Origin of the sequence: Mycobacterium montefiorense (assembly GCF_025823255.1) — a bacterium.
Classification (GTDB): domain Bacteria; phylum Actinomycetota; class Actinomycetes; order Mycobacteriales; family Mycobacteriaceae; genus Mycobacterium; species Mycobacterium montefiorense.
Genome location: NZ_JACKVL010000013.1, coordinates 618,734 through 639,280 on the forward strand (window position 1 = coordinate 618,734; position 20,547 = coordinate 639,280).

General features: G+C 66.5%; 24 protein-coding genes. 12 read left to right on the plus strand and 12 right to left on the minus strand.

What is annotated here, in order from left to right:
* Nucleotides 1–120: 120 nt before the first annotated feature.
* Nucleotides 121–930 carry an enoyl-CoA hydratase/isomerase family protein gene (locus H7K34_RS16275; RefSeq protein WP_201263385.1) on the minus strand — a complete coding sequence of 270 codons (810 nt, stop codon included), beginning with the start codon at nt 928–930 and terminating at the stop codon, nt 121–123.
* Nucleotides 931–1,013: 83 nt separating this feature from the next.
* On the opposite strand from H7K34_RS16275, the gene hemE reads away from it, so the two are divergent.
* The 4 genes from hemE to H7K34_RS16295 are packed head-to-tail and all read left to right on the plus strand — an operon-like array spanning nt 1,014 to nt 4,886.
* Nucleotides 1,014–2,063: a uroporphyrinogen decarboxylase gene (gene hemE, locus H7K34_RS16280; protein WP_264063037.1), complete on the plus strand. Its 1,050-nt coding sequence runs from the start codon at nt 1,014–1,016 to the stop codon at nt 2,061–2,063.
* On the plus strand, nt 2,060–3,436 hold the full coding sequence (locus tag H7K34_RS16285; RefSeq protein WP_264063038.1) for a protoporphyrinogen oxidase: 1,377 nt from the start codon (nt 2,060–2,062) through the stop codon (nt 3,434–3,436). Before hemE ends, H7K34_RS16285 begins: the two co-directional genes overlap by 4 nt.
* Before the next feature lie 5 nt (nt 3,437–3,441).
* On the plus strand, nt 3,442–4,137 hold the full coding sequence (hemQ, locus tag H7K34_RS16290; protein WP_108920094.1) for a hydrogen peroxide-dependent heme synthase: 696 nt from the start codon (nt 3,442–3,444) through the stop codon (nt 4,135–4,137).
* Nucleotides 4,134–4,886 (plus strand): class I SAM-dependent methyltransferase, encoded by a 753-nt coding sequence (locus tag H7K34_RS16295; protein WP_264063039.1) that lies wholly within the window; start codon nt 4,134–4,136, stop codon nt 4,884–4,886. Before hemQ ends, H7K34_RS16295 begins: the two co-directional genes overlap by 4 nt.
* Before the next feature lie 83 nt (nt 4,887–4,969).
* On the opposite strand, the gene msrB is transcribed toward H7K34_RS16295, so the two are convergent.
* From msrB to H7K34_RS16315, 4 genes are read right to left on the minus strand one after another with little or no spacing between them, the layout of a single operon-like run.
* Entirely contained in the window at nt 4,970–5,392 is a 423-nt protein-coding gene (gene msrB, locus H7K34_RS16300) for a peptide-methionine (R)-S-oxide reductase MsrB (protein WP_264063040.1), read from the minus strand.
* Entirely contained in the window at nt 5,389–6,699 is a 1,311-nt protein-coding gene (gene aftC / locus H7K34_RS16305; protein ID WP_264063041.1) for an arabinofuranan 3-O-arabinosyltransferase, read from the minus strand. Before aftC ends, msrB begins: the two co-directional genes overlap by 4 nt.
* Before the next feature lie 20 nt (nt 6,700–6,719).
* Nucleotides 6,720–8,300, minus strand: coding sequence for an alpha/beta hydrolase (locus H7K34_RS16310; RefSeq protein WP_264063043.1), 1,581 nt, complete (start codon nt 8,298–8,300; stop codon nt 6,720–6,722).
* 19 nt (nt 8,301–8,319) lie between these two features.
* A complete protein-coding gene (locus tag H7K34_RS16315) occupies nt 8,320–9,099 on the minus strand; it encodes a pyrimidine reductase family protein (RefSeq protein WP_264063044.1) in 780 nt (259 codons plus the stop codon).
* A gap of 34 nt (nt 9,100–9,133) precedes the next feature.
* Between H7K34_RS16315 and zapE the strand changes: the two genes are divergently transcribed.
* Nucleotides 9,134–10,234 (plus strand): cell division protein ZapE, encoded by a 1,101-nt coding sequence (gene zapE, locus H7K34_RS16320; RefSeq protein ID WP_264063046.1) that lies wholly within the window; start codon nt 9,134–9,136, stop codon nt 10,232–10,234.
* Here zapE and H7K34_RS16325 read toward each other — a convergent pair.
* Both H7K34_RS16325 and H7K34_RS16330 read right to left on the minus strand, forming a co-directional pair.
* The gene (locus H7K34_RS16325; RefSeq protein ID WP_264063048.1) at nt 10,212–10,760 is read right to left on the minus strand and encodes a GNAT family N-acetyltransferase; all 549 of its coding nucleotides are present in this window, start codon (nt 10,758–10,760) and stop codon (nt 10,212–10,214) included. The two genes, zapE and H7K34_RS16325, sit on opposite strands and share 23 nt — an antisense overlap.
* Complete coding sequence (locus H7K34_RS16330; protein ID WP_264063050.1) at nt 10,748–11,272, minus strand: hypothetical protein; 525 nt, start codon at nt 11,270–11,272, stop codon at nt 10,748–10,750. Before H7K34_RS16330 ends, H7K34_RS16325 begins: the two co-directional genes overlap by 13 nt.
* A 168-nt stretch (nt 11,273–11,440) precedes the next feature.
* Between H7K34_RS16330 and H7K34_RS16335 the strand changes: the two genes are divergently transcribed.
* Nucleotides 11,441–11,770: a DUF732 domain-containing protein gene (locus H7K34_RS16335; RefSeq protein WP_108922302.1), complete on the plus strand. Its 330-nt coding sequence runs from the start codon at nt 11,441–11,443 to the stop codon at nt 11,768–11,770.
* An 8-nt stretch (nt 11,771–11,778) separates the two neighbouring features.
* Here the strand turns inward: H7K34_RS16335 and H7K34_RS16340 are convergent, their stop codons facing one another.
* Nucleotides 11,779–12,387, minus strand: coding sequence for a hypothetical protein (locus H7K34_RS16340; RefSeq protein WP_264063051.1), 609 nt, complete (start codon nt 12,385–12,387; stop codon nt 11,779–11,781).
* A gap of 90 nt (nt 12,388–12,477) precedes the next feature.
* Between H7K34_RS16340 and H7K34_RS16345 the strand changes: the two genes are divergently transcribed.
* The 3 genes from H7K34_RS16345 (at nt 12,478) to H7K34_RS16355 (ending at nt 14,660) form a co-directional block, all read left to right on the plus strand.
* Nucleotides 12,478–12,852, plus strand: a complete 375-nt coding sequence (locus H7K34_RS16345; protein ID WP_264063052.1) for a DUF732 domain-containing protein — start codon at nt 12,478–12,480, stop codon at nt 12,850–12,852.
* Between the two features lie 31 nt (nt 12,853–12,883).
* Nucleotides 12,884–13,819 carry a cytochrome c oxidase assembly protein gene (locus H7K34_RS16350; protein ID WP_264063053.1) on the plus strand — a complete coding sequence of 312 codons (936 nt, stop codon included), beginning with the start codon at nt 12,884–12,886 and terminating at the stop codon, nt 13,817–13,819.
* Nucleotides 13,820–14,009: 190 nt separating this feature from the next.
* Nucleotides 14,010–14,660 carry a hypothetical protein gene (locus H7K34_RS16355; protein WP_264063054.1) on the plus strand — a complete coding sequence of 217 codons (651 nt, stop codon included), beginning with the start codon at nt 14,010–14,012 and terminating at the stop codon, nt 14,658–14,660.
* 35 nt (nt 14,661–14,695) lie between these two features.
* On the opposite strand, the gene H7K34_RS16360 is transcribed toward H7K34_RS16355, so the two are convergent.
* From H7K34_RS16360 to H7K34_RS16370, 3 genes are read right to left on the minus strand one after another with little or no spacing between them, the layout of a single operon-like run.
* Nucleotides 14,696–15,403 (minus strand): cation transporter, encoded by a 708-nt coding sequence (locus H7K34_RS16360; RefSeq protein ID WP_264063055.1) that lies wholly within the window; start codon nt 15,401–15,403, stop codon nt 14,696–14,698.
* Nucleotides 15,400–15,747 (minus strand): Cd(II)/Pb(II)-sensing metalloregulatory transcriptional regulator CmtR, encoded by a 348-nt coding sequence (cmtR, locus tag H7K34_RS16365; RefSeq protein WP_264063056.1) that lies wholly within the window; start codon nt 15,745–15,747, stop codon nt 15,400–15,402. Before cmtR ends, H7K34_RS16360 begins: the two co-directional genes overlap by 4 nt.
* A 48-nt stretch (nt 15,748–15,795) precedes the next feature.
* A complete protein-coding gene (locus tag H7K34_RS16370; RefSeq protein ID WP_264063057.1) occupies nt 15,796–16,956 on the minus strand; it encodes a glycosyltransferase in 1,161 nt (386 codons plus the stop codon).
* 162 nt (nt 16,957–17,118) lie between these two features.
* Between H7K34_RS16370 and H7K34_RS16375 the strand changes: the two genes are divergently transcribed.
* Both H7K34_RS16375 and H7K34_RS16380 read left to right on the plus strand, forming a co-directional pair.
* The gene (locus tag H7K34_RS16375) at nt 17,119–17,802 is read left to right on the plus strand and encodes a GAP family protein (protein ID WP_108922311.1); all 684 of its coding nucleotides are present in this window, start codon (nt 17,119–17,121) and stop codon (nt 17,800–17,802) included.
* A 70-nt stretch (nt 17,803–17,872) separates the two neighbouring features.
* On the plus strand, nt 17,873–18,970 hold the full coding sequence (locus H7K34_RS16380; RefSeq protein ID WP_264063059.1) for a glycosyltransferase family 4 protein: 1,098 nt from the start codon (nt 17,873–17,875) through the stop codon (nt 18,968–18,970).
* On the opposite strand, the gene H7K34_RS16385 is transcribed toward H7K34_RS16380, so the two are convergent.
* Nucleotides 18,967–19,998, minus strand: coding sequence for a polysaccharide deacetylase family protein (locus H7K34_RS16385; protein ID WP_264063060.1), 1,032 nt, complete (start codon nt 19,996–19,998; stop codon nt 18,967–18,969). The two genes, H7K34_RS16380 and H7K34_RS16385, sit on opposite strands and share 4 nt — an antisense overlap.
* Nucleotides 19,999–20,126: 128 nt before the next feature.
* On the opposite strand from H7K34_RS16385, the gene H7K34_RS16390 reads away from it, so the two are divergent.
* Nucleotides 20,127–20,459: a DUF732 domain-containing protein gene (locus H7K34_RS16390; RefSeq protein ID WP_264063062.1), complete on the plus strand. Its 333-nt coding sequence runs from the start codon at nt 20,127–20,129 to the stop codon at nt 20,457–20,459.
* The last annotated feature ends 88 nt before the right edge of the window (nt 20,460–20,547 follow it).

Consider the following 20,547-nt stretch of genomic DNA (forward strand, 5'->3'; position numbering starts at 1 on the left):
CTAGACCTATCGCCTGACACGCCGCGACAGGCGCGCCGATCTTCAAACCCGTCGCGACCAAGCTGTTACCAGGGTGTGTCACGTCGTGATCTCACGACGTTTATGCTGCTCAGAAGCTCTTCAGTCGTTGAATCGCGCCGGGCGCTTCTCGCGGTGCGCGGCGAGGCCTTCCTGCACGTCCGGGCCGCTGAAACTCAAGAATTCCAGGCCGAGCGACGTCTCGAAGGCGGGCGCGAACATGCGATACCAGTGGTTGAGGCTGTGTTTGGTCCAGCGGATCGCGTTCTGGGCTCCCTGCGCCAGATCATTGGCGACGCGGGTCGCCGTCGCGAGCACGTCGTCATCGTCGACGCAGACCGACACCAGGCCGATGCGTTCGGCTTCTTCGCCCAGCAGGGTGTCGCAGGTCAATAGGTAGTACTTGGCCTTGGCCATGCCGACCAGCAGTGGCCAGCAGATCGCGGCGTGGTCGCCGGCGGCCACGCCGAGCTTGGTGTGGCCGTCGATGATCTTGGCGGTCCGCCCGGCCACCGAGATGTCGGAAAGCAACGCCACCACCAATCCGGCGCCGACGGCGGGGCCCCGGATCGCCGAAACCATCGGCTTGTCGAAGTTGACGATGTTGAGCACCAGGTCGCGGGCCTCGCGCATGATGCGAAGCCGGCCCTCATAGTCGCCGATGGTTTCTGAGATCAGGTCGAAACTGCCGCCGGAGGAGAACGCCTTACCTTCACCACGGATCAGGACGGCCCGTACGTCGGGGTCGCGGTTGATGGCGGGCCAGACGTCGGCGAGATCGCGGTGCATTTGCGGCCCCACCGAGTTCAGCCCGGGAGCGTCGAGAACCACCGTGAGGACGCCATTGCCGCCGTGTTCAAAGCGGAGGCTGGGGAACTCGTCGTAGTTGACTGAGACTGGCGCTACTGACACTGGGTCGATGTTACGCAGCGATGCCGGGTGATCGAGGGGCGCCGCCCGGCCCCGGTACCAGCACCGTGGCAGCATTGAGTGCAATGAGTACCCGTCGCGAACTTCCCGAGGCGCCCTACCTGGCTGCTGTCACCGGCCGTAAACCCGGCCGCGTGCCGGTGTGGTTCATGCGGCAGGCCGGGCGTTCGCTGCCCGAGTACCGCGCGCTGCGCGAACGCACCAGCATGCTTGAGGCGTGCTTGCAGCCCGAGATCGTCTGCGAGATCACCCTGCAACCGATCCGGCGCCATGACGTCGACGCGGCGATCCTGTTCTCCGACATCGTCGTACCGCTGCGTGCCGCGGGCATCGATTTGGATATCGTCCCCGACGTCGGGCCGGTGATCGCGCACCCGATCCGGACCCACGCCGATATTGATGCAATGAAACCCTTTGAACCGCAAGCCATTCAGCCGGTTTGTCAGGCGGTGTCGCTGCTGGTCGGCGCGCTCGGCAACGTCCCGCTGATCGGTTTCGCCGGGGCGCCCTTCACGCTGGCGTCCTACCTCGTCGAAGGTGGCCCGAGCCGAAACCACGCCCGCACCAAGGCGATGATGCTGGCCGAACCCGCCAGCTGGCACGCGCTGATGTCGAAGCTAACCGATCTCACCGTTCAGTTCTTGCGCGGCCAGATCAACGCCGGGGTGGACGCCATCCAGCTGTTCGACTCGTGGGCGGGAACCCTGTCGCTGGCCGACTATCGCCAATATGTGCTTCCGCACAGCAGCCGGGTGTTCGCGACGCTGGCCGAATACGGGCTGCCGATGACACATTTCGGCGTCGGGACGGCCGAACTGCTGGGCGCGATGGGCGAAGCGGGTCCGACGGTCGTCGGGGTGGATTGGCGAACCTCGCTCACCGATGCCGCTGCCAGAGTGCGGCCCGGCACCGCGCTGCAGGGCAACCTCGATCCGGTGGTGGTGCTCGCGGGCTGGCCGGCGACCGAACGCGCGGCGCGCGCCGTCGTCGACGATGGCCGCCGCGCTGTAGACGCCGGTGTCGCGGGCCACGTCTTCAATCTCGGTCACGGAGTGCTGCCCGAGACCGACCCCGGTGTGCTGACCGACCTGGTGTCACTGGTCCACTCGTTATGACCCAACGCTCGTATTGTGTTGTGGGAGGCGGGATTTCCGGCCTGACGGCGGCTTACCGGCTGCGGCTGGCTGCCGGCGACGACGCGAGCATCACGTTGTTCGATCCGGGCGAGCGGCTTGGTGGGATATTGCGCACCGAGCAGGTCGGCGGACGGCCGATGGACCTGGGTGCGGAGGCGTTCGTGCTGCGCCGGCCCGAGATGCCCGCGCTGCTCGCCGAGCTGGGGCTGTCTGATCGCCAACTTGGCACCACCGGCGCCCGGCCATTGATCTACAGTCAGCGCGAGCTGCACCCGCTGCCGGCGGCCACGGTCGTCGGAATTCCGTCCTCGGCGGCGTCGGTCGCCGGACTGGTCGACGACGCCACCCTCGCACGCATCGAGGCTGAGCCGGGCCGCCGGCTGGATTGGAAACCCGGAACCGACCCCGCCGCAGCCGAATTGGTGAGTGACCGGTTCGGCGAGCAGACCGTGGCCCGCTCGGTCGACCCGCTGCTGAGCGGTGTGTACGCGGGCTCGGCGGCCACGATCGGGCTGCGCGCCGCGGCCCCCAGCGTGGCGGCGGCTCTGGATCGCGGCGCCACCAGCTTGACCGACGCGGTCCGGCAGGGTCTGCCGCCGGCGACGGGTGCGCCGGTGTTCGGCGCGCTGGACGGCGGCTACCAGGTGCTGATCGACGAGCTGGTGGCGCGCAGCCGGGCGCGCTGGATTCGGGCCGCGGTGCAGCGGCTCGACCCTGCCGGGCAGGGCTGGGCGCTGCGCGATGACAGCGGCGCCGGATGCAACGCCGACGCGGTGATCCTGGCCGTCCCCGCCCCGCGGCTGGCCCGCCTGATCAATCGCGTGGCCCCGCGGACGTTCGTCGCCGCGAGCCGGATCGCGAGTGCGTCGTCGGTGGTGGTCGCGCTCGCGGTGCCCGGTGATACGGCGTTCCCGGAGTACTCGGGAGTGCTGGTGGCCAGCGGTGAGCGGTTGCGCAGCAAGGCAATCACGCTGTCGTCACGCAAGTGGGGTGTGCCGGGCGACCTGCAATTCCTGCGGCTGTCCTTCGGGCGGTTCGGCGACGACCTGGCGGCCACCGCCTCCGACGAGGAGCTGCTGGCCTGGGCGGTCGACGACCTGGCGACCGTGTTCGGGCTGGGCGTCGAACCGGTGGATGCCCGGGTGCAGCGGTGGATCGAGGCGATGCCGCAGTATGGGCCGGGCCACGCCGACGTGGTCGCGCAACTGCGCGACGGCTTGCCGCCGACGCTCGCTGTGGCGGGCAGCTACCTCGACGGGATCGGCGTGCCGGCCTGTATCGGCGCGGCCGGCAAGGCCGTCGAGCGTGTGATCAGGGCCATCGAGGGTTCCGACGCGGAAGTGGCACGATAGGTCTCATGGCCAAGATCGACTTTGACGCCCTGAACTCGACGATTCGCTACCTGATGTTCTCGGTGTTCTCGGTGGAGCCCGGTGAATTGGGTGACCAGCGTGACGCCGTCATTGACGAGACGGCCCGGTTTTTCAAGCAGCAGGAAGAACGCGGTGTCGTGGTGCGCGGTCTTTACGACGTCGCGGGTCTGCGTGCGGATGCCGATTTCATGATCTGGACGCACGCCGAGCGGGTCGAAGCGTTGCAAGCCACCTATGCAGATTTCCGCCGCACCACGACGCTAGGACAGGTCAGCGCGCCGGTGTGGAGCAGCGTGGCGCTGCACCGGCCGGCGGAGTTCAACAAGAGCCACATTCCGGCGTTTCTGGCCGGCGAGGAAGCCGGTGCTTACATCTGCGTGTATCCGTTCGTGCGGTCCTACGAGTGGTACCTGCTGCCCGACGAGGAACGCCGCCGCATGCTCGCCGAGCACGGCATGGCCGCGCGCGAGTACAAGGACGTCCGGGCCAACACGGTGCCAGCGTTCGCGCTCGGCGATTACGAATGGCTCCTGGCCTTCGAGGCTCCCGAACTGCACCGCATCGTCGACCTGATGCGTGAACTCCGCGCCACCGATGCCCGGCGGCACACCCGCGAGGAGACGCCGTTCTTCACCGGGCCGCGGGTGCCGGTCGAGCAGTTGGTTAATTCCCTGCCGTGACAACGCAATTCGATCCCAACGATCCCACCCGTTTCGAGCAGATGTACCGCGACGACCAGACGTCGCACGGCCTGCCCGCGGCGACCCCATGGGACATCGGCGGCCCGCAGCCGGTGGTCCAGCAGCTGGTCGCGCTCGGCGCGATCAAGGGTGAGGTGCTCGACCCGGGCACCGGCCCGGGCCACCACGCGATCTACTACGCATCCAAGGGATACTCGGCCACCGGCGTCGACGGGTCGGCGGCCGCCCTGGAACGGGCCTGCGAGAACGCCCAAAAGGCAGGCGTATCAGTGAATTTCGAACTGGCCGACGCCACCAAGCTGGAAGGGCTGGACAACCGTTTCGACACCGTCGTCGACTGCGCATTCTACCACACCTTCAGCGGTGAGCCCGAGCTTGCGCAGTCGTACGTGCAGGCGCTGCGGCGGGCGACCAAGCCGGGCGCGCGACTCTACATGTTCGAGTTCGGAGCGCACGACGTCAACGGCTTCACCATGATGCGGTCGTTGTCCGAGAACGACTTTCGTGACGTGCTTCCAGCCGGCGGCTGGGAGATCAGCTATCTGGGCACCACTACCTACCAAGTCAACATCAGCGCCAAGAGCATTGAGACGATGGCCGCGCGCAATCCCGACATCGCCGATCAGGCCGAAGACATGCTGAAGCGGTACCGCTCGATGGAACCCTGGCTGAAGGACGGTCGGGTGCATGCGCCGTTCTGGGAAGTCCACGCCACCCGAACGGGCTAGTTTCGTCGAGACGGTAAATCCGCAGCGAAAGTGCGAGTAGAGCCCCGCGAAATTACAGGCTCGGCGACAACGCGGTGAGGCCGCTATTCGTCAGACGGGACCAGGCGCAGCGCGATCGAGTTGATGCAGTACCGCTGATCCGTCGGCGTTGGATAACCCTCGCCGGCGAACACGTGACCCAGATGGCTGTGGCAGTTCGCGCAGATCACCTCGGTACGCGTCGCGCCGAGCGAATGGTCGGGTCGCAGGATCACCGCTTCCGACTTTGCCGGGTCGAAGAACGACGGCCAGCCGCAGTGCGAGTCGAATTTCTCCGTGCTGCGGAACAATTCAGCGCCGCAGGCCCGGCACTGGTAGACGCCCTCGGTCTTGGTGTCGGTGTACTCGCCGACACCGGGCCGTTCGGTGCCGGCGCGGCGCAGCACCACAAACTCCTCCGGGGTGAGTTTCTTGCGCCACTCGTCGTCGGTCAGTTGCACCTTCGGAGCAATGTCGGGGGAAGTCATGCGTCCACGTTAGCCCGCATCCGCTCGGACGTCAGCCAGGCCGGGTCGATGCCGCTGTCCAGCCGGTTTTCGGTCTTGGCGTCGGAGTAGCGGAAGTAGAGCACCGTGAACACCACGATCAACAGCAACGACCAGCCGTAGGTGATCTTGAGGTACTCCAGGGCGCGGCCGTATCGCATCCAGTTGAACAAAAGCCAGCGGTCCAGAGTCATGAAGCCGTAGATCCCCAGCCAGGCCGGCCAGTTGCGGAGCACCGAGTTGGGCAACACAACCGTCATCAGGAACGGGAACAGCATCATCGAGTAGTAGCCCTGCGACAACGACAATGCCAGCCACGACCACAGCAGCAGCACGCCGGCCGAGGTGGTGAACCAGAACAGCGGATCGCGGGTGCGGTAGTAGCGGTACAGCAGCCAGATCGCACCGATCGCGAGCACCGTGAACAGCAGCCGCAGGAACACGATCAGCCAGGTGGGCAAGCCGAAGTAGATGCCGTTGCCCTCGATGGAGCTGTTGAAGTAGTCGCGAGTGCCCAGGAAATACGGCACCGTTTTCGTGACGAAGTCCTTCGGATCGTTGACCAGTGGCCACGCGGCCACATTGACCACGATCGGAACCACGACCGCGGGCACCAGCGCCCGCCACTGCCGGTTCAGCAGAGGCAACAACAGCAGCGGTAAGAGCACCGGTTTGAGCGTGAGCGTCAGGCCGATCACTAAGCCGGCCCACCATTGATGGCTGCGTTTGCCGTCCAATAGCCACCACAAGAACAGCATCTCGGCGAGCAGCACGCAGCCGTTGATGTTGGTGAACACCAGCGTGTTCGTCACCGTCTCGGTGCAGAACATGGCCAGTAGCAGGGACGGGGCCGCGACCGAGGACAGGGTGAATTTGAACAGCCGCAGCAACAAGTACCAGGCGATCAGGATCGCGATCGTGTTGATCAGGATGAACAGGTAGCGCGACGGCGCGAACGGCAGGTAGCCGAAGGGTGCCATCAGCAGCGTGCCGCCGGGCGGATACAGGTAGTGCGGGTCGACGTAGTCGAAGTGCTCGTTGTAGATGGCCCAGCCGCGCCGGAAGTTCAGCACCGCCCGATAGACCGGCTTGAAGTCGTCGGTGATGTTGCCGTTGGTAGTGATCACGATGCTGCGGTGCAGCACTGAAAGAATCGCGGCCGGCCACAGCGCGGACCGCAATATCGTCGCCGTGCTCGGTGGCCCGGTGCGGGGACGGAAGGTGGCAAGCACCCGACCGCGCAGGCCGGTCCGAGTCGAGTCAGCAGCCGTCACCAGCGCACCGTACACCGCGGCGACGGGCCGTCCGGTCAGGCGGGACAGTAAGTGTCGGTTCCGGGCAGTTTGCCGGTGTCGATGTAGCCGACCATCGGTGGGACGGCGCACGGCGTGTAGATGCTCGCGCCGTGTCCGATGCCCTGCCACATCACCCGCCGGCTGGCCGCGTTCGCGTTGATGATGGTCGCCGCTGTCTGGGCAACGCCTTCGGAGCCGACGATCGGATCGTTCTGCACGCCCAGCAACACCACGTCGACCTTGAGATCCTTGGGCGGCGCCGTCGGCGAGATCGTGGGCCAGTGCACGCACTTGATCAAGTTGAGCGCGCCCACCGTGCCGAACTGCGGGTAGAGCTTGCCCCAGGCGACCACGAGTTCACGGACCCGGTCCGGGGTTGGGCGGTTGATCGCGTCGCTGCAGGAGTTGACGAACTGGCCGTCGGTGTCCTGGGTGGCGTCGGCATGGTTGATCAGGTTGGTCAGCGGGTTGGCGTCGCCGGAGCGGGCAGCCGCCAGCGCGTTGGCCAGACTCGTGGTGGCGTTGACGCGGTTCCCGGAGGGGAAGCCCAGCGCGACGGTGATGGCGTTGACGACTTCGGCCAGCGAGGCGCCGCCGGGGCCCCTGCCGGCGCGGGCGTCGGCGAGCAGCGAGCTGACGGCGCCCTTGGGATCGGGCCCCAGCGCGCAGTTCACCGCGACGCATTGCGCGGCGAAGGCGTCGAGCGCGGCCTGCTGGCCCTTGACTTGTTGCTCGGCGGCCGCTTCGGCGTTGACGCCCAGGGCAATTGGGGAGTCCAGCATCAGCCGGGCGACTTTGTCCGGGCGCGACGACGCGTAGGCCAGCGCGACCTGTGCGCCGTTGCCGATGCCCAGCAGCGCGACCGAGGGCACGTCCCACAGACTGCGCAGCCGCTCGATGTCCGAGGCGGCGTGTGAGTTGTCGTAGGCACTGTCACCCGGCGCGATGGCGTCGGTGCAGTTGGTGGTGGCGGTGTTGGAGATTTCGGACAGATTGGCGACCGGGTCGTCACCGCTCTGAAATTGCGCCTGATCGCGCATTGCCTGGCGGTCGGAGTGATCCCGGCAGTCGAGCGGGCTCGACATGCCGATCCCGCGGCGGTCCACGGCGACAATCGGGTGGGCCGTCAGCAGATCGTTGCCCGACCGGGACAGCCATACCGGCAACTGCGCCGACGACGGCAGGTCCGAGCCGGTGGTGAAGACGACGGGGCCCGCGTCCTTCGGGGTCTGATTGGACCGGGCGCGCACCACGCCCACGGTCACGGTTCCCGACCCTCCGTTGACCGGGTCGAGGTCGGCGTCGAAGTTCGCGCAATCCAGCTGGATGCCGCCCGGGGCGGGTCGGACGCCGGCGTCGTTGAACACCTTCGAGGTGCAGTCGTGCCATGACAAGTCGTTCTTGGGGGCGGCGATCGGCGGCGGGCCGGCGGGCGGGGGCTTCGTGGTGGCCGCGCCCTGTGGCCGGGCGCCGGCGTTTGTCGCGAAGCGCGGGTCGGCGGCCAGGCCCGGGACGCAGCCGGTCAGCAGGGCGGTCACCGCGACCAGGGTCGTCGCGGACGTGATGTGCCGACTCATGCCGACCACAGTAGCCATCCCGGGTGGTATCGCCGGGCTAAGCCCGCACGTAGCGCGTGTACAGGTAGCCGGCGTCGTCGCTCAGGATCTGGGTGCAGCCCATCTTGGTCATCACCTGGCCGGGCCCCGTCGCGATACGCCGGGCTAGCCCTCCCACGAGATACGGCGCGATCGTCAGGCACAGCTCGTCGAGCAGATCCCGCTGTATGAAAGCGCCGAGCAGCATCGGCCCGCCTTCGGTCAGCACCCGCCGCAGTCCTCGAGCCCGCAGGATCGCCAGCAGGGCAGCCTCGTCGACTTCGCCGGGATCGCGGCCGGAGCAGTCAATGACCTCGGCCAGATCGCCGAGCAGGCGGCGGGTCTCGTCGGCCGCCGCACTGCAGGTGAGAACCAGGGGCGGCACTTCGGTCCGGGTGAACACGCCCATATCCCGGTCCAGGGCACCGGACTTGGTGACGATGGCCAATTGCGGCACTTCGCTTTGCCCGCGGGCCTGCCGGCGCTGGCGCTCGGCGATTCCCGCGTGCGCGCCGGAATAATTCTCGACCCGCACCGTGCCCGCACCGACGACGATGACGTCCGCGAGTTCGCGCAACAGAAAGAAGATCAGCCGGTCACCGGGGCCCGCCATCGGGCCGGTCTTACCTTCGGCGGTGGCCCCACCGTCGATGCTGGTGATGAAGTTCGCCCGCACCCAGCTCTGATCGGTGTCCGGATAGGCGTAGAGCGCAGGGAGTTCGCCCTCGTCGAGTTCGCGCCCTGACCCGAAAAGGGTCAAGGACGTCTCGGCGGCTCTGCCGCTGCCAGACTCGGGCATGAGGACGATTGCAGCACGCCGTTAGAGTTTTCGCATGCACGGGTCCACCTCAGCAGATGGTTCTTCGCCGGTGGACCATCTGGTGGATCGGCATCCGAGTGTCTCGCCGGAACGGCTGATCGCCCAATTGCGGCCACCGCCAACGTTCGCCGATGTGAGCTTCGCGACCTATCGCCCGGATCAGGCGGAACCGACCCAGGCCGCGGCGCTCGCGGCGTGTCAGGACTTCTGCGGTCAGGCCGTGCAGCGGCGTGCGGGCCGGCGCAAGCTGTTGGGCAAACGGGCGGTGTTGCCGGGTGTGGGCATCTACCTGGACGGCGGATTCGGCGTGGGCAAGACGCATCTGCTGGCCTCGGCCTACTACCAGTTGCCGGGCCCAGGGCCCGACGGCTCGCCGGATGCTTCGACCCATGCCCACGCTCGTCCCAAGGCGTTTGCGACATTCGGGGAGCTGACCCAACTCGCCGGGGTGTTCGGCTTCACCGAATGCATCGACCTGCTGGCCGATTACACGGTGCTGTGCATCGACGAGTTCGAACTCGACGACCCGGGCAACACCACGCTGGTCTCGCGGATGCTGTCGTCGTTGGTCGAGCGGGGTGTGTCGGTGGCCGCCACCTCCAATACGCTGCCCGAGCAGCTCGGCGAGGGCCGTTTTGCTGCCCAGGACTTTCTGCGTGAAATTAACACGCTGGCAAGCATTTTCACTACCGTTCGGATCGAGGGCCCGGACTACCGGCATCGCGGCCTGCCGCCCGCCCCGCAGCCGCTGTCGGACGACGAGGTCGTCGCGCGTGCGGCCGGCGTTCCCGGGGCGACGCTCGATGACTTCGATGCGTTGTGTGCGCATTTGGCGACGATGCACCCGTCGCGGTACCTGACCTTGATCGAAGGTGTGACGGCGGTGTTCCTGACCGGTGTGCACGGTATTGGCGACCAGAGCGTCGCGCTGCGGCTGGTATCGCTGACCGATCGCCTGTATGACGCCGGCATTCCAGTGGTGGTGTCCGGCGCGAAACTGGACACCATCTTCAGCGAAGAGATGCTGGCCGGCGGTTACCGAAAGAAATACCTGCGGGCCACCTCGCGGCTGTTGGCGCTGACCGCCCCGGCTAGCCAACCTCGCGAATCATGACGTAGTCGTTTTCGAGGTGGGCACCTACTCGAAACGTCCTGGTGCCATTGATATTAAATCCGCTCTTGGCGTAAAAGCGTTGGGCGCGTTGGTTTGCCTTGCTGACACCCAGCCACATGCAGCGCACACCCCAGTCGGCCGCAATCGCCAGCGCAGCGTCCATCAGCGCCGCCGATGCTGTGCTGCCGTGGTAGTCGGGCAGCAGGTACAGCTTCGACAGCTCGGCCGCCGGGCGGATCTCGACGGCCTGTTGCACGCCGGCGTCGTCGGAGACGCCGCGAACCACCATCGCGTAGCCGACGATCCGGCCGTTGCGGCGCGCGGCGACAATCGCCCGGTCCGGATCGCCGAGATACTCACCGAAGCGAGCGGGCGACAGGTTGACGTCAACGAACGTCGCGATGTTCTCCGGCGTCGCCGTGGGCGGACACGCTAGCGGAAAGGTAAGGGCCGCGACGCTGGCCAGTTCCGCGATATCGACGGAATCCGTCGCGACCCGGCCGATGGTGAGGGTCAGAGGTTCCACTGCGCGAGGTGCTTGCCGGTTTTGCGGTCCAGCAGCACGACGTTGGAGACCGGGTCGCGGTAGGCATCCCAATACACCCCGCCGCGCACGATCGCCCCGTTCGGCGCGTTGACGAGCACGTTGTCCAGGGCGTCGGGCGCATCGGTGGCCCGCGGCTTGTAGGCGTCGGCGAACGGAGTCACCCCGTCGAAGCTGAACGCGGTCGCCATGACGAAGGGGTTGGGCACCTGGATCGCGCGGACCGTCACGTCGGCGCGGTTGGGCGTGCTGCCGGGGAAGCTTTTGATCGGAACGCCGCTGCGGGTGTAGCCGAATCCGGGCGGCGGGTCGCAGGGGGACACGCTGCTGACGGTGACGTCGGCGATGTAGGTCCCGGTGTCCACCCGCAGCGTGTCGCCGATGTGGCCGATCGGCGCATCCTGAGCCCGCGCGCGCGGAGCGGCAACCCCCGCCGCGGTGAGGCCCGTGGCGGCGACGAGCAAGGTCGACAGGACGATCAGCCAGCGGCGCATCTTCGAATAATTGCACACCGCCTATCGCCAACGGGAGGGGTTACACCGGCCGCTACCGCGCCCGATCGGCCGCTTTGACCAGGGCTCCGGTGGGTCGCGACGGCCTTTTGTCGCCGGTTACCGCGGCGGGATGCGAGTTTGCCGCTGGTCTGCGACTATCAGGGGGCTATGAGACGCCTTCTGATGCTGGTGAGCGCCGTCGCCATGGTCGGCATGCCCGCCCCGGCTTACGCCGACGGCATGGACGACCAATTTCTCGCCGCGCTCCAGGCGTCCGGTGTCACCTTCCCGGACCCGGCTCGGGCGATCGCGGCGGGCAAGTGGGTGTGCCAAGCGGTCGGCCAGGGCACGCAGATGGTGGATGTCGTCAAGACGGTGGAAGACCGTAACCCCGGCCTGCGCGAGGACAACGCCGCCAAGTTCGCGGCGATAGCTGCCACGGCCTATTGTCCCAGCGCGCTGCCGCATACCAGCTCTAACAGCAGCGGCCCCCAGTAACTACCGGGCTACTCGCTTTCGGCCGTGTCGGTGGTGGGTGGCGCTGCGTGTCCCCGGCCAGGTGCCCGCCCCAGTTCCAGCGGACCCATTCCTGTCGCCGTGCGTGGGGGAGTCGTCGGACTCCGTCGCTTGCGCCAGTGGCCGGCTCCCGAAATGCGCCAATCGGCTGCCCATCTCCACTCGTAGATTTGCGGCGTGCCCAGATTCGAGGCGATCGCGGCCATCCGAAGGTTGGCGTTGTCAACGGCCATCCAGGACGCGATGACCCAGACGTTGTCGAGTGACTCTTCGGGAATCTCGAAGCCCCAGGACATTTCGTCGTCATTGCAGCCCATCGACGGGCGTATCGCCGGCTTTGGCGTCGGCGCGTCGAATGGTTTACCGTCCGCTTCAAGGTCGAGTCCCACTTCGTAGCGCACGGTCGGGCCGACCATTCGCATGCTCACCTGCAGTCGGGCAATGTTCTTTCGGCGGGGCGGCAGGCGGTCGATCACCAGCGCGACGCCCTTGGCGCCCGCTCTTCGGCGGTGCGCGCGCAGCCGATTCCATACGGCAATCAGCGCGACCACAGCGATGATGCCGACAAAGACGTCGAGAACAATCAAGATGGCAGCCACGTCGTCCTAGCCAACACCATCCGAGCTTGCGGCGCTGCGGCGCCTCGGCGGGATGCGTGGTTCCCACAACTCTGGGAGAATCGGCGAATTATGAGACGCCTCATGATGCTGCTAAGCGTCGCCACCACGATTGTCCTGGCGGTTCCGGCGCACGCCGACCCCAGCCCGAGCCCCAGTCCCGCGCCGGACCCGGCCGCCGATGCCGCCTTCCTTTCCGAGCTCAAAGACGCCGGGCTGACGTATCAGGACCCGGCCGCCGCGATCTCGGCGGCCAAGACGGTATGCGAGCTCGTCGACAGCGGACACTCGGACCAGGAAATCGTCAACAACCTTCAGCTGCACAATCCGGGATTTGCCGATACCGGCGCCGCCAAGTTCACCGCGATCGCCGCCGGCTCGTATTGCCCCAAGTATCTGACCGGCGAGGGTCGCGGACCCAAGCCTGAGGGTGCCGCCGGCAACTGAGCGCCGCTTGCGGCCCGCATACGCTAGGGGTATGCCCCTCGATCCGGGCCCGCTGACATGGGGCGCCTTGATACAGACCTGGTATCTGGACCCCACCTCCGCGGCGGTGCTCGTGATGGTCGCGGGCACCTACGCGTGGTGCTACCGACGGGCCCGCGGCGGCGCACGATCTGTCGAACCGGCGGCGGCCGGATGCTTCGGCGTCGGCATTGTGCTCTGGGCAGTGGCCACCGTCAGCGCCATCGGAAGCTACGCCTACTTGCTGTTCTGGATGCGTGCGCTCCAGGTACTGCTGCTGCTGTATGTGGTGCCGTTCTTCCTTGCGCAGGGCAAGCCGGTCAGCGTGCTGCGTGACGCGCTCGGCGTGGACCGTATCGAGAAGCTGCTGGGGACCCGTTGGGCCCGAATTCTCGTGCACCCGTTGACGACGTCGCTGGCGATGCTGGCCACGCCCTGGCTGCTGTACCTCACACCGTGGTACACGGCGGCTCTGCAAAACGAATGGATCGGTGCGCTTACCCGAATAGTTTTGGTAATCGTAGGGTTTGGATACTTTTACGCCCGGCTGCAATCCGATCCCGTGCCTCGCAAATACCCCCAGCTGATCTCGCTGCTGATCTCGGTCGCCGAGACCCTCGGTGACGGAGTCCTGGGGTTGGTCATTTGGCAGGGCTCGTTGATCGCCGCGGCGTATTACTCGGCCTTGCACCGCTCCTGGGGCCCGGACCAACGGCTCGATCAGACCATCGGCGCCGGCGTGCTGTGGATTCTCGGAGACGTGGTCGGGTTGCCATTCGTGCTGCTGCTGATGCGCGCGCTGTCTCGCGACGAACGGGCGCACGCGGTCGAGGTCGACGCCGAGCTGGATCGGACGGAAGTGGTGGGCAGCGACGACGCCGACGCTGCGCCCGCGGGGTTGTGGTGGGAGAACGACCCGCAAATGCGCGAGCGATTCCGCCGCGGCTAGCGGCCGGCAAGCCGTCGGCCGTCATTGGAGATTCCCGCAATGCGATCGACGCCTTCGCGGTAGCGCTCGGCGCCCGGGTGTGGTTGGTTAATTGGAAACTATTTAAGGGGATTCACTTCGAGTTCATCCGGGGATCGGCTATGTTGCCCGGGACGCTGGCAAATCGGTACGACACCCAAAGGAGTCAATGGTGAAGAAGGCATCTGCGGCCGCAGCCGGTCTGGCGGCGACCACTCTGGTGATCGGCGTGGCAGTCACCGGATGTGGCGGCGACAAGTCGTCTGGCCCATCGTCGTCAGCGAAATCGTCGTCGACGGCTACTTCCGCGGCGTCCTCCTCGGCCGCACCGACATCGAGCAGCGCTGCCGTCCAGCCTTCGGACTACAGCAACCTGCTGATCAAGGCCACCGACATCGTCGTGCCGGGGGACAGCTTCAGCCCGCCCAGGACGCGGCAACTGACCGACCCGGCATCGGGCATCGAGGGCGTGTTCGCGAATCAGAATGGCGCGCGCAGCATCACCGACTCGCTGCTCGTCTACCCCGATCCGGGCGCGGCGGACAAGGACCGTGATTCGCTCACCAAGTCTTACGTCGATCCGCAGAACGGCGCCATCAAGGGCGGAACACCGGCGCCGGCCGATGTGGGTGTCGGCGGCACGATCATTTCGGGACCCTCGGCCGACGGCAGTAAGGCGAAGACGTCGGTGATCTTCGGTGAAGGCAAGGTGGTTGCCCTCATCGAGTTCGAGAGCGCGCCGAACGACCTGGTGCCGGCGGACATCGTCCTGGATGTGGCGCGCAAGCAGGACGCGGCCATCAAGGCCGGATTGCCCGGCTAGACAACGAAAGGCGCTGCAGCGCGCCGCGTTTCAAGTCAGCAGCAGTGCTCGCCCCGCCATGCCGTGCGGCCCTCCTTGACGGCGACGGCGGCGATCACCAACGCCACGACCGGATCGGCCCACGACCAGCCGAACAGATAGTTCAGCAGCAGCCCGACCAGCAGCACGCCGGACAGGTATGTGCACAGCAGCGTTTGGTTGGAGTCGGCGACCGCGCTGGCCGAACCGAGTTCTCGGCCGGCGCGCCGCTGTGCGTAGGACAGCAGCGGCATGACCACTAGCGACACCGCCGCCAAAATGATTCCGGCGGCCGAGGTTCCAGCGGTCTGCCCGCCGAGCAGGGAGCGAATCGACTCGAGCGTCACGTAGCCGGCCAATGCGAAGAATGACAGCGCGATCACCCGTAACGCGGCCCGTTCGCGGGCCTGCGGGTCGGTGCCGGAGAACTGCCAGTACACCGCTGCGGCAGAGGAGACCTCGATGACCGAGTCCAGCCCGAACCCAATCAACGCCGCCGAGGACGCCACCGCGCCGGCCGAGAGCGCGACGACCGCCTCGATGATGTTGTAGCTGATTGTCGCCGAGACGAGCAGGCGCACTCGTCGCGACAACACCGCACGGCGTTGTGGCTCAACGGTATTCGTGGTTGCCGAGGTGCAGCACTCGTCCTGGCAGCAGTCTGTCGCCGGCGCGGAGAGCGGCAATGGGCGGCCAGTTCGGCCCAAGGCGTCCCCGTCGTTCATCGCGCCGTGCCCGCCTTGCTCGGCGCGGGGTCGTTAACGCACGGCTGATCGGTGTCGACGGCGAGCACCACCTGGACCAACTCACCCAGTGCCCGGGCAAGGTGCGCATCGGCCAACGCGTACCGGACCTGTCTTCCCTCGTAGGTGGCCAGCACTAGACCGCAACCGCGCAGGCAGGACAGATGGTTGGAAACGTTGGAGCGGGTCAGGCCCAGCCGGGACGCCAATTCGCCCGGGTAACAAACATCATCGAGCAACGCCACCAGAATCCGGCACCGCGTCGGATCGGCCAGGGCGCGCCCCAGCCGGGCCAGCGCGGACTCCCGCTTCTCACAAGTCAGCATGCAGAGAACAATACAGCGTTCGCTGAAATAAAGCAGTACCCCGAGCGGTCAGCGTCCCGTGCGGGCGCTGCCTTCCAGCAGATCGGCGGTGCGTGCCACGCTTTCGGCCGGCGTGGCCATCAGAGCGGCAATCGCACGTGCACGAGTGGCGTAGTCGTCAGTGAGGATGCCGCGCAGCGCCGCGACCAGTGAACCCAGGGTGGTCGCCCGAAAATCCTGGCCGGAGCCGACTTTCAGCCGTTCCACGGTCGCGGCCCAGACCTGTTGATCGTCGACGCCGAGCCAGAGGATCAACGTGGGAATGCCGGCTCGCATGCCCGCGGCCGTGGTTCCGGCGCCTCCGTGGTGGACGACCGCGCGGCACGCCGGAAAGACGGTTGCGTGATTCACCTCGTCGACAACCTTGACGTGGTCGAAATCCGGAACGCCGGTGAAGTCGTTGGGGCCGCTGCAAATCAGCGCCCGCTCGCCCAACTGTGCGCAGGCCGCGGCGATCGCCCCGACGGTGTCGGCGGAGGTGACCCGCACGCCGCTACCGAAGCCGAAGTAGATCGGTGGTGTCCCGGCGTCGATCCAGGACATCGCCTCGGCGTCGCCATCGGCCGGCAGCTCAAGGGTCAGTGAGCCAACGCAGGGCCGCCGCAGGCCCTGTTCGGTCCACTCGGCGGCCAGGCCGGGAAAGCAGAGCCTGTCGTAGGCCTGGATCTCCAATGCGGTGTGCCCGGTGGTCTCCGGCAAGCCCAGTTCGCGGCGCTGGGCCTGCGCGGCGTCGGTCGCCAGGCGCACCAGCGTGTCATTGCGGGGCGCGGCGCCGTCCGGGAAGAAGTGCAACGCGGCCGACGGAATGCCTTGGTAGCGCGCAACATTGGCGGCAAGGCCCTGCTCGCTTTTACCTGTCAACACCAGGTCGGCGCCATCGGCCAGCGCCAGCAACGTCGTGCCCCACTGGACCCACGCCGCTTTCAGGTGATCCACGAAGGCCGACATCATCATGATCGGGTTCTGCAGCGTCGTGGGCGCGAAATCCTCGTTCTGCGGCGGGTTCTGCCCGAACGCCCCCGCGGCAAGCCCCGCCGATTCCACAAAGCCGATCATGTTGGGTGTGACCGCTAAGGACACGTCGTGACCCCGACGCAGTAGCTCCCGTCCGACGGCCGCGAAGGGCTCGACGTCGCCGCGACTGCCATAGCCGGCGAGTGCGAACTTCACGGGCAGAACCTTGCCGGTCGGGCCGGTCGGGCGCAAGCCGGGACCGCGGCGGCCGAGGTGGTGGCGAGGTCATAGGAATCTCATATTTTCTGCCGCCGGATTCCGCGTTGCGCCGTCAGTTGGCGGCGGTCAGGGAGCCGATGCAGTAACTTCGGTGCGATCATGGAAGCTCTTTTGCTGGCGCTCGCCGGTCTGGCCTTCCTCGACTCGCTGAATGTCCTCAACGTGGGCGTCGTCTCAGCCGTCGTCTATGCCAGCCGACTCGATCGTCGATCGCCGGTCCCAGGCGGCTTGAGCTTTATCGCTGGTTTGTTCGCGATCACCACCACCTTCGGCGTCTGCACCGTACTCGGCCTTGGCTTCTTGACGCATTCGGTCGACTTCAAAATCACACCGGCATTTCGCTTTTGGGGCCAGCTGCTGCTGGGCGTGGTGCTGATGTGTCTGGCCTACTTCCCGTTGACCGCGCAAACGTCGGCGCCGGGATGGGCGCTGGCGGCCATGCGGCAACGCCCCTGGTTGCTCGGAATTCTTGGCGCCGCGGTCGGGATGGGGCAGGCGCCGACCTCAATTCCCTACATCACCGGATTGGCCACACTCGCCGCGGTGCATCCGCGACCGCCGGCCTGGCCGCTGCTGATATACGGCTATTGGACGCTGGCGCTGACGCCGTCGGTGCTGATCCTTTTTCTGGCCACCCGAAAGACGAAGCGAGCGGTCCGGATGCAGCGCGGGATCGTGCGTGGAATGACTCGCTACGGACCCATTTCGGTGCGAATATTGTTTTTGGTCGTCGGGGTCGGACTAGTAGCGGACGCCCTGCTATTTCGCAGCGTCCTGTGGTGAAGCTAGCTTGAGCGCCGACAACTCGGGTGGATGACGCTGGGATTGAGGTACGCCGGGTGAGACGCAGTTGATGGCAGCACCGCGTCACCCGATCCGCGTGCTCACGATCGGTAACGCTCCGGCCGGGCCCAACAGTCGCGGCGGTATGGCGACGGTGATGCGGCTGCTGATCGAGGACACCGACTCGCGGTTCCGTCTTCGCCTGGTGCCCACCTATGTCGACGCCTCCGTGGCGGCGCGGCTATGGACCGGAATAACGGGCATGCTCAAGGCGTCCCTGCTGCTGCTTTTTGGCTCGGTCGACGTGCTGCATGCGCACTATTCGTTGCGCGGCAGCGTCGTCCGCAAGTCGGTGCCGTTATTCGTCGCGCGGGTGCGCGGCGTCCCGACGATTGTTCATTGCCACAGCTCGCACTTTTTCACCTGGCTCGATGGTCTCTCGCCGCTGCAGCGACGTGCGGTTTACGCCGCCTTGCGTGCCGACTATTCCGTGGTGCTCGGTCAATCCCATCTGCAGAAGTCGTGTGTGCGTCTCGGGTTCGACGAAACCAACACACGAGTGCTGTACAACCCCGTGGTCCTGCCCGCCGTCGAGCCGTCGCCGCGTACCGTTGGGCCATTGCGGGTGGTGTCGCTGGGCAGATTGGGCGCCAACAAGGGAAGCTATGACCTGGTTCGCGCAATTGGTCTGCTGCCCAACGATATTCGAGCCGACCTGCGGGTCACGCTGGCCGGCGACGGTGAGGTGGAGCGGGTTCGCGCGTTTGTCCGTGCCAAGTCGCTGGACGACGTCATCGATGTCGTCGGCTGGGTCGACCCGCAACGCCGCGACGAGCTGTTGGCCGAATCGGCAATCTTCGTATTGCCCAGCTACAGCGAGGGTCTTCCGATGGCGGTGCTGGAGGCGATGGCCAACGGCGTGGTCCCGGTGACCACCGCGGTCGGTGCGATCGCGGAAGTGGTGACCGACGGGGTGAGCGGTGTGCTGGTCACGCCCGGCGATCCCGTCCAGCTGGCGGCGGCGCTGCAATCGCTCATCACCGATGGCGATCTGCGAAATCGGCTCGCCGCCGCGGCCTACGCACGTGCCCGCGAGTTCGACATCGACCGCTGGCGGGAGGCGCTGCACGATCTGTGGCTCGCTGCCGCGTCCCGCGGCTCGCGCTAGCGGCAGGGTAGCCCGCCCGAGACCAGGAGCCGGAAGTAGTCGAAAGACGAATTACTGCCCAGCGCTAGCCGCGGCAACGCCATCGGGTCGCTGTGACGGTCGGCGAATCCCGGCGTGGTCGATAACGCCCAGCGCACGCCGCGCTCGTGCAGCACGTTCTGGGTGCGGCCGTCGAAATCCTGCGGCCGACCATTAGGGTAAGCGAAAATTGTTGGTGTGCTGCCAGTCTCACGCTCCAGCGTGATGCAGGAATCCGTGATCTCCTGTTCGACCTTGTCGTCGCCGCAGCGCGCAAGAATGGGGTGGGTCACCGAATGCGGGTGCAGCGTGACCAGGCCGTCGGCGACCATCTCCCGGGCTTCATCCCAGGAGAGCATCCGGAACGGACCACCGTCGCCGTCGCGGTGGCCCAGCGCGTCCAGAATCTTGTCCAGCACCGCGATCCGTTGCGCGTCGGGCAGGTCTTTGCATCGCTGCACCGCGGCCGCATAGACCTTGCCGCGGTTGGCATTCCCTACCAGCGATCTGGTGCCCAGACCTAGTGCGGCCAGATCAGCCTCGGTCGCTTTGGTGCGGGCGATCGCCAGCCAAAGCCGGTCGGGCCATAGGGTTTCGTCGCTATCCATCGGGCCCGTCGCCAGGAACACCGCGGCGGGCAGTCCCAGCTCGCGCAACACCGGGGCCGCGTGGGTGGCGAGGTTGCGGGTGCCGTCGTCGAAAGTGATGGCCATCGCCCGTGGCGGTAACGTCCCCGCGGCAAGGCGCTCGAGGGCGTCGGCGAGTGCAAGGACGTTGAAGTGCTTACGGATGTATTCGAGTCGACGGCGATACGTCGCCGAGTCGAGTACATGCCAGCACGCCGGCGACAACGGTTCGTCCTCGACGCCATGGAACATCACGATCGCGAGCCGATCGCGGTGTCTTCGCCGGGTCAACGCCGGGACGCCGGCGGCGCAAAGCAGCCCGGCCGCGAGGCTTTTGACGGTCTCCCGTGTCGCGGGTGGGGCGAGATCTGTCAGTCGTGCCATCAAGTGGGGAACTCTAGCCACCCTCGCCGATCCGGCTCCGGCAGCTCGCGTTGCTACATCCAGTCGCGACAGCAGCCGTTCGCCTGCAGTTCATTCAAAAGTTCGGGTGTGATCCTATGCTCACATCCATGAAAACAGCACTAGCGGCATCACTGATCGCCCTATCCGCACTGCTGTGTTCCGTGCCAGCAGTCGCCAACGCCGACCCGGAGAATACGCCCGAATACATCTCCTATCTCGACCAGAACAACATCAAGTACAACAACCACGAAACGATCGTCCACGTGGGAACCGCACTGTGCAACGAGCTGCGCAACGACATCCTCCCGCCCGATCAGGCGTTAGCGCGGATCCAGAACATGGGGTACAGCAAGCAGCAGACGAAGGTGATCGCCTTCGCCGCGGTCGAGGCGTTCTGCCCGGACATGGACATCGACGCCCAGAAGGCGCCCAAGTCGTAAACGCGCCGCAAGGCCGTTATGGGTATTTCGGGTCGCCACCCATCGTTTTCGTGACCGTGATGTTATTTGCGCCAAAGTTTGCTGAGGC

Coding starts and splice junctions, on each gene's coding strand:
- hemE (WP_264063037.1), top strand. CDS start 1,014: ATGAGTACCCGTCGCGAACTTCCCGAGGCGCCCTACCTGGCTGCTGTC.
- H7K34_RS16285 (WP_264063038.1), top strand. CDS start 2,060: ATGACCCAACGCTCGTATTGTGTTGTGGGAGGCGGGATTTCCGGCCTG.
- hemQ (WP_108920094.1), top strand. CDS start 3,442: ATGGCCAAGATCGACTTTGACGCCCTGAACTCGACGATTCGCTACCTG.
- msrB (WP_264063040.1), bottom strand. CDS start 5,392: ATGACTTCCCCCGACATTGCTCCGAAGGTGCAACTGACCGACGACGAG.
- H7K34_RS16310 (WP_264063043.1), bottom strand. CDS start 8,300: ATGGCTACTGTGGTCGGCATGAGTCGGCACATCACGTCCGCGACGACC.
- H7K34_RS16315 (WP_264063044.1), bottom strand. CDS start 9,099: ATGCCCGAGTCTGGCAGCGGCAGAGCCGCCGAGACGTCCTTGACCCTT.
- zapE (WP_264063046.1), top strand. CDS start 9,134: ATGCACGGGTCCACCTCAGCAGATGGTTCTTCGCCGGTGGACCATCTG.
- H7K34_RS16330 (WP_264063050.1), bottom strand. CDS start 11,272: ATGCGCCGCTGGCTGATCGTCCTGTCGACCTTGCTCGTCGCCGCCACG.
- H7K34_RS16335 (WP_108922302.1), top strand. CDS start 11,441: ATGAGACGCCTTCTGATGCTGGTGAGCGCCGTCGCCATGGTCGGCATG.
- H7K34_RS16345 (WP_264063052.1), top strand. CDS start 12,478: ATGAGACGCCTCATGATGCTGCTAAGCGTCGCCACCACGATTGTCCTG.
- H7K34_RS16350 (WP_264063053.1), top strand. CDS start 12,884: ATGCCCCTCGATCCGGGCCCGCTGACATGGGGCGCCTTGATACAGACC.
- H7K34_RS16360 (WP_264063055.1), bottom strand. CDS start 15,403: ATGAACGACGGGGACGCCTTGGGCCGAACTGGCCGCCCATTGCCGCTC.
- cmtR (WP_264063056.1), bottom strand. CDS start 15,747: ATGCTGACTTGTGAGAAGCGGGAGTCCGCGCTGGCCCGGCTGGGGCGC.
- H7K34_RS16375 (WP_108922311.1), top strand. CDS start 17,119: ATGGAAGCTCTTTTGCTGGCGCTCGCCGGTCTGGCCTTCCTCGACTCG.
- H7K34_RS16380 (WP_264063059.1), top strand. CDS start 17,873: ATGGCAGCACCGCGTCACCCGATCCGCGTGCTCACGATCGGTAACGCT.
- H7K34_RS16385 (WP_264063060.1), bottom strand. CDS start 19,998: ATGGCACGACTGACAGATCTCGCCCCACCCGCGACACGGGAGACCGTC.
- H7K34_RS16390 (WP_264063062.1), top strand. CDS start 20,127: ATGAAAACAGCACTAGCGGCATCACTGATCGCCCTATCCGCACTGCTG.